The sequence below is a fragment of the Alcaligenes sp. Marseille-Q7550 genome (genome assembly GCF_965112015.1).
Map to the genome: position 1 here is coordinate 1,756,303 of NZ_CBCOPU010000001.1, position 12,804 is coordinate 1,769,106.

Below are 12,804 nucleotides of genomic sequence, written 5' to 3' on the forward strand. Positions count from 1 at the left end.
CATCCAGAGCGTAAAGCAGATATTTTATTTTTGCGCCGTGATCCTGGATAGGAAAATCTGCGGCCCCGTCGGCGCGATGATGCGGCGCGGAGACAGGCATATTGTATCTTTATGTATCTTCGGCCGAGAGGCATGAAAAACCACCGCCTGAGTAAAGTCCAAGTGGACCTGCTCAATATTCCTTTGTTAACAATGAACTAGGGGTTTCCCCACATCTTTCCCGGCGCCTGCTCGAACCGCCCGCAGAAAAAAGTTCACTTTTTTTGAAGAAAAACACAGAAAAGTGTTGACAGCAACTTCAAGGAAGGGCTATTATTTCATTTCTTCACCGCAGGCGGTTAGCTCAGTTGGTTAGAGCGCTACGTTGACATCGTAGAGGTCGCTGGTTCGAATCCAGTACTGCCTACCAGAATACAGGTACACAGCACCGCGCTGTGCCAGGAAAAGCCCCAAAGATCAATGCTTTGGGGCTTTTTTGTTGCTCATCGTTCCAGGCTGCGTCAAGCCTCGGCAAGCTATTTTGGGGCATGGGCCCAACGGTTGGGGACCTAGGCTTTTTACACGCGAAGCCAGGGGGCTATTGCGGGCATGGGTCGGCGTTCTGCTGCGCCTGGAGACAGCGCGATCTCTATGCCCCAGATTTCTTGCGCACGTTCTCGATGCGGCCATTGTGCAGCAGGACTTCGTACCCGCCATCGGAACATGGGCGGTACCGGAAAAGCGGCTCTGCGCTCGCGGCAGGTTGAGTCTGACCGTGGGTATTGTTGCTGCTCATTGGTGTCTCTCCTGCAGAACGTGATAGTTGGAAAATGGGGGCAGCCGAGCTGGCAACGCGTTCAACGCGGGTAAAGGAACGCGAGCCATTCGACGGTTACTCAAATGTTGAGTCGGTAATTTGCGATGCACAGTAGAGCAGGGTGTGGATTTCGACGTTGGACGACGACGGATGAAATGAATTGCAGATCGAAGAAGCCCGGAGCGGCGACAGACTCTTGCCATGCAGGATCGTATCTGCGCTGGCTGCCATCGATTCTTGGCACATTTGCCAAGAGGTACGCAAACTAGATGCCAGCCTTCGCGGGGGACTAACTTTTTAAGGAAGTTGATCATGGCCACTCAATCCCTTAATTCCTCTACCTTGGAAGCTGACCGCCGGCAGCAGGTGCCGGAGCGCAATGAGCTGGGGGCCAGTCCTCTGGGGTCTGTCGGCAACCTGCAGTACTCAGTGGAGCAGGGCGGGACAGCGCCTGCCCCTAGGGCCGGGGCGCCATTGTCGGAGATGAACCAGCCGCTGGCCGACAGACGCGCTAATTTGAACGCTGACGTCACCGGCGAATCCTCGCAAGCGCGGGCGCAGCGCCAGGCATTGACCGAGGCCCGTGCTGAGGTCCGCGCCAACGGCCTGCTCATCGGCAATTTGCTGGGCAGCCTGACGGCCAAGGTGGATGAGGAAGGCCGGTTCGTCGATGCCATGATCACTCCAGAATCGCCCGAGCATTGATGGAGCTGAACAGGTCCGGCGGGGAGGGCGGTTTGTACTCGCTAAAGGGAGCGAAGTACTGCCTGCATACGTATCTGGAGGAGCTGACAGAGTTCGATCTTGTGGCTCTGACCGGCGGGGCTCTGAACAAGGAGAAAGCGTGTGACGCGGTTCTGGACCGGGTTTCGCCTCGCCTTGATGATGCGGTGCGCAAGCAGGCGTCCCGGGTGTTGAAGGATGTTGCAAAAGCCGTGAATCAGCAAGCGGCCCGGCATGCCATGCATAAGCCTTTATTGCAGATTGTCGATCTGCTGGCTGCTGACTCAGTGAATAAGCAAGACCTGAGTGCGCAATTGTTGATGCTCTCCGACGATAGGACCACGCAGAAGCTTTATTTCAAGACGTTGTCTACGGACGAGTTCAAGGGGCTGCTGGGCGTCCTGCATTCCAGAAATCTGGATACCGTCCGACAGGCACTGTGGCAGACTGGGGATTATTGGCAGGCGAATTCTCTCCTTGGGCTGGTGCACTCGTTGGAGCTCGAGTTCAGTAGACGGGCGTCGCGCAGCCTGCGGACCGAACAAGTCAATCTGACCTTGGCTTTGGGCGCGGGCGACAGGTTTGCCGTAACCGATGCCTTGTATCGCTTGAGCCGCGTGGTGGAGGACGCCTATCAGACCTGGGGAGCGCTGCCCCAAAGTGAGCTTGAGCGGGTGCAGCGACTGGTCGAGTCAAGCGTGGACCTGCTCCGTGATCGTCAGAATAATCCGGTTGGCCCGCTCAATAGACATTCCCTGAACAAGCTGGATGACGGCAGGCGCAGAAATCTCGGCGCCGCCGCCGTGGTCTTGGGCAGCTTTGGGTTGGAGCTGGAGCCTGAGTTGCGTGCCAGCTAACCAGTGTTTCTTGTTAAGGCTGTAATAGTCAGGATTGGGGGCGGCGTTCGACGCCGTCGGGATGAATGCGCGTGTGCCGCAGCCCTGGGCGGGAGTGTGTGTTCTGCGCATGCGCAGACAAAGGAACGCCCGATATACGCCTGTTACTGAAGTTCAAGGGAGGTGATTCTTTTCAAGGAAGATCATCATGAATGTTCAACCCCTTGGCTTGCAGAATATCCCGCAGTGGCAGCGCCAAGATCTGGCGGCTGCTCCTTTGGGAGCCATCGGCAACCTGCGGGTAAATGCGGCGCGAGGTGGCACGGCGCGTGCCAGCGGCCCCGGCTTGATAAGGCTCGTGCGCGATGCATGGGCCAATCAGAGGTTTCGTAGGCGGGCAACCCCAGCAGAGCAGTTGCAGCGCGCCGCCAGGAATGAGGTATATGGCAATAGTTGGCGCATCGGAAATTTTCTCGGCAGCTTGACGGGCTCATGGAGAAAGGGGAAGGATCTGCTCAGAATCAAGGAAGGGTTGGAGCAGTTAAGTATGAAGGTGACATACGATCTGGCCGATCTTTCAGGGGGGGAATACATCTTAGCCACCTACATGAGTGAATTGACGCGCGCCGATCTCGAGGCTATGTACGATGGGATGTTGAGTCACCCGAATGCTAGCGCCGCGGTGCTGAAGCGGATTTCGCCTGACTTGCGAGCCCGTGCGGACAACGTGCTGCGGCAGATCAAGGCGGCCCTGACCCAGCGGTTGATTCAAGTCCTCATAGTGGAGCCCTTGTGGAGGATTCACAATCTGATGCTCGCCCAATTCGTGAGCGAGCAGGAGCTGGCGGCGCAATTGCTTTCCTTGTTCACAGGTCTGGCCAGGTCGGATCTTAATCGGTCGGATGACGGCCCTGCGACTTTCGCCCTGCTGGACAATTACCTCCGGTCTTTGCCCGCGGATCGATTGCGGGGGTTCTCGCTCGTATTTCAGCCGCAAATACTGGAGCCCGCCCGGAGCGCTCTGGGTCGGATCGGCAATCAATCCGAGAGGCAGCAGGCTCTCGCCACGCTGGATAGCATCCGCCATGCGCTGGGGCACGAGATCCATTCACGGTTTACACATGATCTGAGGAAAGTGAACATGGCGTTGACGTGGGCCAGGCTTGCAGGCGATCAGCTTGCCGCGTCGAAGGCTTTGTATGATCTGCATCTCCTGGTGGGCAAGATCAATCAACTCTACGGATGGCTGCCCGAACAGGTGAGTAAAGATGTGCGTATAGCGGTAGATAAAAGCCTGTGTCTGTTCCGGAACTCCGCACACAATCCGCATGGGCCGCTGAATGTTGCTTCCTTGCAAATGCTGGATGATGATGTCTTGTTGTACTTGTGCGGAGCCTCGCGCTTACATGCCTTGGGATTGCGTCTGGGCGTCAACGCGCTCAATGAGGTGGGACTGTCGCGAGTCTACACGTATTGCAGCCAGTTCAGTGAAGAAAGCTCCAAGGACCTGCCAAAGCAGGACCTGAACTTGCTTTGCCGAGAAAAACTGAGTGACGCCAGGCGGGCCCTGAGGCTGATCGAATTTGGTGAAAAGAGACGGGAGGCCGAGGCTATGCTCCAGTTCATGCGCAGTTGGAGCAGCAAGTAAAAGACCCGTGTTCTTTGCCTTTCGCTGGTTCGAATTGTCCTGCTCGGTGCTTGAAGACGGAAGTTGGAGAACGAGAGGCTGTCATCGGAACGGGAATATTTATTTCCATATGGACTACGAAGAGCATCCGGAGACTGAGGGTAGCGAGCACGAGGATATCAGGGTTGCCAACCGGGCGACCGAGACTGAGGTTCTGGCGTTGTTCACCGAAGAATAGCTGCTGGTATCATCCCGACATCTTTGATGTTAAGGAGAAGAAATGAGGGTCGTCACATTTGTGGCATTAGTTGCGATGCTTTTTATATCGGGATGTGCAAAATGGGAAGCAAAAAATGCTGTAAAGGAGCTTCTCAATGACCCTGGTAGCGCGCAGTTTTCCGGTCTTGTAGATGGTGCTGCGCCAGGCAATGTTTGTGGCTACCTGAACGCAAAAAATCGCATGGGAGGCTATGTTGGAAAAACTCCCTTTTTCTATGAGAAAAAGACAGGCATTGCCGCGATAGTCTCCGAGGTAAGAGATGCTGACTTTAAAAGGGTCTATGACTTGATTGTTCTTCAGGGGGACTTCTCTGACGACCTGAGTAAGGTTGGTGACAAGTGTGAGCTTATTGAGGACTGGCCGAAGGTGTGCGGTTTTGAATATCCAGGCTCAATATCCAAGTTTTGCTCGAACGCTCGCGCAGGTGTGAAGCTTTATTATGAGATGGTTGAGGCTTTTGGGCGGTAAGCGTAGAAATTATTTTTTTGAACTTGTTTTTTTGTGATTCGCCCCGGTTGATGCCGGGGTTTTTTTATGGGTGGTCGTTATGGAAGGGCAAACAGTTGCTGGTGCTCGGACTGACATGGTGACTGCTTCCGTTAGGCGGACCGCCGCCTGGGAGGAGCCCTCGCTCATTGCGTATGCGGATCCTGTAAGCCTTCTCACGATCTGCGAGGACTACGTACATGGCATCAAACTGAGCGACGTGACCACGCCGGTGCAATGCGATGTGCTGACTGAGCAGGAGGCGCGCAAAGTTTTGGAAGTGGTGGATGGTTTAACTCCCCGGTACAGGAACCCCACGTATCCGTAGGTTACCCACCGGTTTGAAAAGATGATGCCTGCGCCGTTGCGCGATGGGTTTGAAGCGAATGCGAAGGCCATCGGCACTCTTGCTTAAGGCTTTGATAGACGGCCAGATTTTTCCAGAGAGATCACCTTGAATCCTTATACTTTTAACGCCCCTCATGCTTTCAATACGTCTGTTCGTGCAGATAGCCGGCAGGCGCTGGTACTGGAGCGAGCTGACGTGGCACCTTGTCCTTTTGGGGAGGTCGGCAACCGGCAATATACTGCCAGCCAAGGCGGGACAGCGCGTGCCAGTGCCGCCGGCGTGGCTTTTTCTCATGCGTTCAACTCTCTGGGCAACTTTGTGGTCAATCAGGCACATAGCCTTAACTTTGTGTCCAACGAAACGCGTGCGCGGTACGAGGATCTGTTGAAAGCCTACGATAACAGTCTTCCATGGGAAATTTGCTGGGCAACCTGACGTCGCCGCCAGGCGATCTTCAGGGCCTGGCCAACATCGCCAATGGACTGATGGAGCTAGCCAAGCTGTCGGGGGGAGGTTGGATAAGCTGAAGGGCGGGCGGGAGTCCTTGGACTGGTATCTCGAGGAGATGACAGATGTAGATCTCAAGGCTCTGACCGAGGGGGTGCTGTCTAGTGCGAATGCTTGGCGAGCGCTGATGGAACAGATATTCCGTCATGACGCAGGTTCGCAGGCAATGGAATTGCTGCTGAACGTTATGGAGGCCGTGGGTCATGAAATGGTGCCTCGCATGCACAGCCGCCTCATCGTTGATTTTCTGAATGACATGCAGGCGATGGCGAATGATACTAAAGACCACGCCAGAATTGCCGAACGGCTGGCGCTTCTGGGTGAGCTGTCGCAGGGAAATCTGGCCAGTTTGAAAGGGATGCAGGAATCTCTGTCCTCCTACGTGAAAGAACTGAACGGTTCAGATTTCTGTAACCTGTATTTTGGGTGGGGATCGGATGATGTCGAGGTGCTACTGGACAAGATTTCAAAGAATGTGGATGATCCGTCGCGCAGGCGGGCGCTCCAGGCCTTGGATTGCATTCGTGATGCCCTGAAAGTTCGAGGGCTCAAAAACGTGCGAGAGTCTTGGACGCAGCTTGGCGAGCTGCTGTCCGTCGATAAAACCGACAGACAGGATCTGAGGGAGTCACTGCTTCACGTGTGCAAATGGCTGTATCCTGCGGACGACACTTACGAGACTTTATCCGAAGAGCAACAGAATAAGGTGCGGATCATAATGCAGGAGGAAAAGTTGAACGAGTGTTTAATGGCTCTGGACGAGGACAACACGGATGAGGCAAAACAAACCTCTGTACGTCTGAAAGAATTCCATGCATGGGCAAAGGCTATCGTCCAAAAGCCGGATCCCAGCGTATAAGCCGCTGGTTGCCAGTGTTTCGCATCGGAGAGACCAACGTATCCGCCAGGCCGCGTAGAAGCTGAACACTCATAAATGGATCAGCTTCTCGCTTCCATGCGGTTTGGCTAAGCATTGGGGGTTCTCCTTTAGAGGGCGGTATTCCAAATTACGGATATGGCTGAGCTGGCGACGCATTCAACACGCGGCTGGGGAACGCCAGGTGGGTGCCCGTTACTGATACCTCAAGACAAGGCGATGGCGTCATTGCTGCGGGGTGAGTGCATTTCTGACGCAAGCCAGCAATGTTTTTTCACCAGGCTTAGGCTGCGCTGACCTGATTTTTTTCGAGATAGATCATCATGCATATTCCAGCTCTTAATTCTTCTCCGGGGGCTTATCGGGATTCAAGCAATGGCCGGGGAGGCCCAGGCTCTTGTCCAATGGGGGCCGTCGCCAACCTGCCGTTCAACGCAGTGCAGGGCAGAGCCGCAAGCTCCAGCCGTTTAGGCGCGCGGGCGTTGTATACATTGGCCATGCTGAATGCCAATCCGGCCTCTTTTCAAAATAGCGAGTCCTTGGCTGCACAACGGGCGCAGCGCAGGTCCATGATCGAGGCCCGCCGTTATATCGGCGACTTGCTGGGCAGTCTGACGGCCCCGGCAGCCGATGCCAGGGCCCAGTCCGCGATCGTCCAAGGGCTGATGCACGTAAATGCGCTGTCGAATGGCAATCTGGCCAATATGCAGTGGGGACAGGGCTGCCTGGTCACATATCTGAATGAATTGAAAACTGCAGATCTCGTCGCTCTGCGCGGCGGGGTATTAGGCAGTCCAACTGAACGTGACGCCGTGCTGGATCAAATGCCCTCTAGTAAATTACGTCACCAAGCGTCCCAACTGCTCGACCAGATCAAGGACGCCCTGGATGAGCGATTGGCTACAGTCTTCGCGAGGAAGCCTCTGAAGCAGATTGCGAAGTTGCTACTCTGCGACCCAATAGACGGCCAATATCTGAAGGAATCACTGATCAGGCTGGCCGGCGACATGGAGGCCGTCAAGACGTTTGGCCCGGAGTTCGATGAGGCGCATCATATGAACGTCTTGATCGAGAAGTCGCCCAGGATGCATTGGCATTTGCTGACTCTTGTACAGGGGTCGAAAAGAGAGGAATGTTTACTGGCTCTGAACAAAGCTGAGCCAGACGAGGCAGTACGCGCCCGTAATATGTTGGATCTCATCTGTGACTCCCTGCTTGTCCTCCAAAATGAGCTGATTCCCCTTCGAGATGAGCGTAAGGCTCTAGCCGCGTAGAAGCCGGACGCTCGTCTTCCATGAGCGTCCCCCTTGAGTTCGACGGATCTCTGATCGCCCCAGGTTTGCCTATAAGCAGATAACCTCTACCCTGGGCGGTGCCTGTAGTGACGAGCACAACTATTTTTTCCCCACGCATTGTTGAAGTGTGGCGACGGAAGTGGCATAAAAGCTATAGGCTGGCTGTGGTGCAGCCTGCGGGATTGAGGTGGAGAGAAGCCCTGCCGGAAACGGCTGTTCGAGCTCAGATTCGTCGCATGTGATCAAGGAGACGCTGAGGGCCGTGTTTCCGATAACTGGATGGCTAGACGGAGCCGAGCTCCAGCTCCAGCGTCTGCGCTTTCAGTAGAGAACCGTCACGCAGCGGCCATGTTTCTCCTGTCTGACGAAAGCCATAGCTCTTATACAGTCGCATTGCCGGGCAGTCGGCATCGGTAACGCCCAAGCGGACGCGGCGAGCCCCCGTCCTTTTTGCCCATGTGACAGCGGCATCGAGCAAGGCGTAACCGGCTCCTGATCCCCGTGCAGCGGGGTCGACCCACATCTGGTAGATATCTGCCGCGCCTGGATCAGTGACAGACAACTTGCACCAAACCAGACCACATGCGGCTCCATGTTTTTCCGCAAATAAAGCACAATCTATGCCGGAGGAAGCGGCTGCGCCAATCTGCGTCATCCACATCTCATTCTTTCTTGTTTTTTCTGCTTCGTAAGTGCTTCCAAAAGCATCTGGCGAGTCACGAAGCGCGCGCAGCCGCAGGTCGCGGTATTTGCGCCACTCGTTCGCCTTGATACGCCTGACAGAGATCACGACATCACCTTCATCACATGGCTGCAGATCGACAGTCATAATAGCTGACATGACGCGCTACGCGACCGACCGCGGTGGCTGCTGATCGAGCGCGGCCAGGGCTATCTCGCTGGTGCCAGTCTTTGTAGCGTGGCCCAGGTCCATGATGCGGGTCATTTTATTGGGAGGCGGGAGCTCACGCGCCGCGCCTGCTCTGCCGGCGTGGCCTGTTCTTTACCGGTCAAGTTGCTGCCGTGTATCGGGGCCTTGAAGCTGATTCTCCAGGGCTTCGTTGCCTATGGGGTTGGCCCTGATAGTGTAAACCCTATAAAAGGTGAATAACGTTGTTGAGCTTGGGCGTTGGCGCGCCCACTGGCAAACATGACCGTTTCGTAATGTTCCGAAGTTTCCGCCACCCCTACACTGGTTCGGCAGCTTACTGTTGCGTGAGGGGGCGTTCTTGTTGTGAAGGACGCGTTTGACAAAGAATGATCTTGAGATCACACATGAAAATACAGGAAAACTATCGGAAACGGGCCAGTTCAGCGGCATTGCTGATCTTTTTGGGGCTCATCGCCGTTTATCAAAGCTTTGACTACAACATAGGAAGCGCCGCCCGGATGGGGCCGGGCTATTTTCCTCTGATGCTGGGCATTTTGCTGCTTTTATTGGCCGTGCTGGTGTTCATCAGTCCGGAAGCGGCCGAGGAGGAAGCGGCTGCCAGCCAGGAGGGGGATAGCCAGCCCTGGGGGCAGAAGGCACGGCCGTGGCTGGCGGTCGGCGCATCCATGCTGCTCTTTATCGTGATTGGGAAATGGGGCGGTTTGGTGCCGGCGACCTTTGTCATGATTCTGGTAGCGGCGCTGGGAGACCATAAGAACAGCGTAAAGAGCGCCTTCTTCCTGGCGCTGGGCGTGACGGCGGCAGCCGGGGCTATTTTCCACTATGGACTGCAGTTGCTGTTCCCTCTTTTTACCTGGGGTTGATCATGCTGGATAATCTGATCATCGGATTCCAGACGGCTTTCTCCTGGAATTACTTGATGTACGCCTTTGTGGGCGTCTTTCTGGGCAATCTGATCGGCGTGCTGCCGGGAATCGGTGCCTTGGCGGCCATCTCCATGCTGTTGCCCGTCACTTATGGCTTGGACCCTACAGGAGGAATCCTGATGCTGGCCGGCCTTTACTACGGCACCAGCTTCGGGGGCGCGACGACTTCCATTTTGCTCAATCTGCCAGGCACGGCCTCGCACGCCGTGGTGTGTGTGGACGGCAATCCCATGGCCTTGCAGGGCCGGGGCGGTGCGGCTATCTTCATGGCGATGTTTGCGTCGTTCCTGGGCGTGTTGCTGGGCATTGTGCTGATGATGTTCTTCAGCCCCATGCTCACCGATATGGCCTTTCTGTTCGGTCCGGCCGAGTACTTTGCCCTGATGGTCATGGGCCTGCTGGCGGCCTCGGCCCTGACTACGGGCTCGCCTGTCAAAGGGATTGCCTCGGTGGTGATCGGTCTGCTGTTCGGCGTGGTCGGCACGGATGTCAATACCGGAGTGGCGCGCTTTGACTACGGCATTCCCGAGCTGCAGGACGGCCTGGCGCTGGTGGCGCTGGCCATGGGCCTGTTCGGGATTTCCGACGTGCTGAAGAATGCCGGCCGAATCGGCGAGGGCAGCCTGATCTCCAAGAAAGTCAACAGCCAGTCCATTCGCCCCGCGAAAGGAGAGGTGCGTCAGTCCATGGGGGCTATAGGCCGAGGCGCGGGGATCGGTTCGGTGCTGGGCATTCTGCCGGGTGCCGGCGGCACTATGGCCTCGTTCATGTCCTACGCCATGGAAAAAAAGGTTGCCAAGGAGCCAGGCCGTTTCGGCAAAGGGGCCATCGAAGGCGTGGCCGGCCCGGAGGCGGCCAACAGCTCGGCAGCCATTACGGCCTTCATCCCGACGCTGACGTTGGGCATTCCCGGGGACGCCGTGATGGCGCTGATGCTGGGCGCGCTTATGATCCACAACATTACGCCGGGTCCGCAACTGATGGTGGAGCATCCCGAGCTGTTCTGGGGCCTGCTGGTCAGCTTCATGATTGGCAACGTCATGCTGATGCTGCTTAACATTCCGCTGATCGGCATGTGGGTCAAGCTGCTCTCGGTGCCATATCGACTGATTTTTCCCGTGGTTCTGTTCCTGGTAGCGATAGGGGTCTACAGTTCAAACAATAATCTATTCGATGTTTATGTGGTCTTGGGGTTGGGGATCTTTGGGTGCATTGCTGTGTCTCTGGGCTTTCAACCTGCGCCCTTATTGCTGGGTTTCGTGCTGGGGCCAATGCTTGAAGAGAATTTCCGTCGAGCGCTTTTGTTATCAAGGGGCGACATGATGACATTTTTCAATCGTCCTCTTGCCGGCGCATTCATGATGGTTGTGATTCTCATGCTGGTGTTGGTCGTCTATAAGCAGTTACGCAAACGTTCAGTCAGGCGCGGGAGGGCAATCAATGCATTGAATAACGGTTCGTTGTGACCGCATTTGATGCAGGCGTGGCGAGGTTGGGCACAGGTACAGGTTGGTAGCCGAGGTCATCAGTGGTCCGGGACAGGAACAGAGCAGCTACGTGGCTGATTAGTCCGCAATGGGATGATCCGTGTTCGGCGCCTGATACCGCGCGTCGCTCACTTGCCGCGTCACAGGGTGCCAATTGAACGCCGTCTCGGGCCTTGCCGTCGACAGCAGCTCCAGCGCCGAGTCGATGCTCGTGCCTGGTGATGCCCATTCCCTTGCCGCATCTGGAGTTAGCACGATGGGTCGCCGGTCGTGCACATCGAGCATGCCGCCGGCACTGTCGTCCGTGACGATGGCAAACCCGTGCTCCACGTCCTCGTCTTTGCCTGGGGCCCACGCGGTGATGGCGGCCATGTAGATCGGCTTGCCGTCCTTGGGACGGATAAACCATGGCTGTTTGTCGCCGGGTTCCCCGGTCCATTCGAACCATCCATCGGCAGGAACGAGCACGCGCCGGCCGAGCAGCGCACGCCACATTGGCGACCGCTTCAGGATCGTGTCGAGGCGGGCGTTGATGACCGGCGCCCGCTTGTACCAAGGCGGCTTGTACCCCCAGAACAGCCTGTCGACCTGGTCGGACCCGTCGCCGAGCCGATGCATGACAATGGGGCGAGTGCCGGGCGGCACATTGTATTTCAGCCCATCGGCGAGCTGGCCAAGGTTCCGCGGCTTCCAGTGAAGCGTCTTCTCGTACTCAACAGGCTCATGAGCCTGGCGAATTCGTCCGCACATGCTTTGCCTCGATGACGGGGAGATGGTGACATGCCCATCTTGCAGCAGCGCGTGAGTTTGTTCAATCGCGGCGGGCCGAATGCCGGTTGCCTCGTATCAGCATCGCAGAATCGTTATGTGGCGCTGTGCTATTTGCCAGAGTGCAGCGCGCTGTCCCTTCTTGATGCTTGTGTCCGGCAAGTTTCATCCAAGTGCGGAGGGCGCGGCCCATTGCAGAGGGCTGCTAGCATATGCCCGGCGGCTTTTTTCTTCCCGGACTTCAGGGTGATAGTGATCCCTTCATTTATTGCACAAGAGGAGATCGACATGTCTCGTTGGGTGTTTTATTCCGCGCCGGGCACATGCGCGCTTGCAACGCATATTGCGCTGCATGAGGCCGGAGCCGACTTTGAGCTGGTCAAGCTGGATTTCGGCGCCAATCAGCAGCAAAGTCCGGAGTTTCTGCGTGTCAATCCCAAGGGGCGTGTTCCGGCGCTCGTGACAGAGCAAGGCGTGCTCACCGAAACCCCGGCTTTGCTGGCCTTCGTGGCGCAGAGTTTCCCTGCCGCCGGGCTTGCTCCATTGGACGACCCTTTTGCCTTTGCCCGACTGCAGGAACTGACCAGCTATCTGGCTTCCACCGTGCATGTGGCGCATGCGCACAAGCGCCGCGGCGCCCGTTGGGCAGACGATCCGGCCGCCGAGCAGGCCATGCGCGCCAAGGTGCCGCAAAACATGACGGCGTGCGCTGCTTTCCTGGAATCGCAGATCGCCGGCCCCTGGGTGCTGGGCGAGCAGTTCAGTGTGGCTGATGGCTATCTGTACACCGTGGGCGGGTGGCTGGACGGGGATGCAGTTGATGTCAGCAAATTTCCCAAGCTTGGCGCGTACCTGGCGCGGGTCGGAGCCCGTGAGGCCGTGCGGCGGGCGGTGGCCGAGGCCGGCGCCTGAGCGGTGCGCGCTTGCGTTTCGCATTGCTCATCATGGAGGTGGA

12 protein-coding genes and 1 tRNA gene are annotated in these 12,804 nt (G+C 56.7%); 11 read left to right on the plus strand and 2 right to left on the minus strand.

The genetic code is table 11. The features are described 5' to 3' along the window. Positions 1-332 precede the first annotated feature (332 nt). From ACWPWO_RS08385 to ACWPWO_RS08420, 8 genes are all read left to right on the plus strand, one after another. Positions 333-409: transfer RNA gene (locus ACWPWO_RS08385), tRNA-Val, on the plus strand. Between the two features lie 699 nt (positions 410-1,108). Then, a complete protein-coding gene (locus tag ACWPWO_RS08390; protein WP_454005912.1) occupies positions 1,109-1,501 on the plus strand; it encodes a hypothetical protein in 393 nt (130 codons plus the stop codon). After that, the gene (locus ACWPWO_RS08395) at positions 1,501-2,376 is read left to right on the plus strand and encodes a hypothetical protein (RefSeq protein ID WP_454005914.1); all 876 of its coding nucleotides are present in this window, start codon (positions 1,501-1,503) and stop codon (positions 2,374-2,376) included. Before ACWPWO_RS08390 ends, ACWPWO_RS08395 begins: the two co-directional genes overlap by 1 nt. 187 nt (positions 2,377-2,563) lie before the next feature. Further along, positions 2,564-4,003, plus strand: a complete 1,440-nt coding sequence (locus tag ACWPWO_RS08400; protein ID WP_454005916.1) for a hypothetical protein — start codon at positions 2,564-2,566, stop codon at positions 4,001-4,003. Between the two features lie 259 nt (positions 4,004-4,262). Further along, positions 4,263-4,730: a hypothetical protein gene (locus ACWPWO_RS08405; RefSeq protein WP_454005918.1), complete on the plus strand. Its 468-nt coding sequence runs from the start codon at positions 4,263-4,265 to the stop codon at positions 4,728-4,730. A 472-nt stretch (positions 4,731-5,202) separates the two neighbouring features. Then, the gene (locus tag ACWPWO_RS08410) at positions 5,203-5,532 is read left to right on the plus strand and encodes a hypothetical protein (protein ID WP_454005920.1); all 330 of its coding nucleotides are present in this window, start codon (positions 5,203-5,205) and stop codon (positions 5,530-5,532) included. A gap of 109 nt (positions 5,533-5,641) precedes the next feature. Continuing rightward, positions 5,642-6,463, plus strand: coding sequence for a hypothetical protein (locus ACWPWO_RS08415; RefSeq protein WP_454005922.1), 822 nt, complete (start codon positions 5,642-5,644; stop codon positions 6,461-6,463). Positions 6,464-6,885: 422 nt separating this feature from the next. Then, positions 6,886-7,755: a hypothetical protein gene (locus tag ACWPWO_RS08420; RefSeq protein WP_454005924.1), complete on the plus strand. Its 870-nt coding sequence runs from the start codon at positions 6,886-6,888 to the stop codon at positions 7,753-7,755. 304 nt (positions 7,756-8,059) lie between these two features. Here ACWPWO_RS08420 and ACWPWO_RS08425 read toward each other — a convergent pair whose 3' ends face one another. Next, positions 8,060-8,605, minus strand: coding sequence for a GNAT family N-acetyltransferase (locus ACWPWO_RS08425; protein WP_454005926.1), 546 nt, complete (start codon positions 8,603-8,605; stop codon positions 8,060-8,062). A gap of 446 nt (positions 8,606-9,051) precedes the next feature. Here ACWPWO_RS08425 and ACWPWO_RS08430 point away from each other — a divergent pair, with 446 nt between their 5' ends. Continuing rightward, entirely contained in the window at positions 9,052-9,531 is a 480-nt protein-coding gene (locus ACWPWO_RS08430) for a tripartite tricarboxylate transporter TctB family protein (RefSeq protein WP_454005928.1), read from the plus strand. A gap of 2 nt (positions 9,532-9,533) precedes the next feature. Next, positions 9,534-11,060 (plus strand): tripartite tricarboxylate transporter permease, encoded by a 1,527-nt coding sequence (locus ACWPWO_RS08435; protein WP_454005930.1) that lies wholly within the window; start codon positions 9,534-9,536, stop codon positions 11,058-11,060. 99 nt (positions 11,061-11,159) lie between these two features. Here the strand turns inward: ACWPWO_RS08435 and ACWPWO_RS08440 are convergent, their stop codons facing one another. Then, positions 11,160-11,831, minus strand: a complete 672-nt coding sequence (locus ACWPWO_RS08440; RefSeq protein ID WP_454005931.1) for an SOS response-associated peptidase — start codon at positions 11,829-11,831, stop codon at positions 11,160-11,162. 306 nt (positions 11,832-12,137) lie between these two features. Between ACWPWO_RS08440 and ACWPWO_RS08445 the strand changes: the two genes are divergently transcribed. Then, positions 12,138-12,761, plus strand: a complete 624-nt coding sequence (locus ACWPWO_RS08445) for a glutathione S-transferase family protein (RefSeq protein ID WP_454006328.1) — start codon at positions 12,138-12,140, stop codon at positions 12,759-12,761. Positions 12,762-12,804 lie beyond the last annotated feature (43 nt).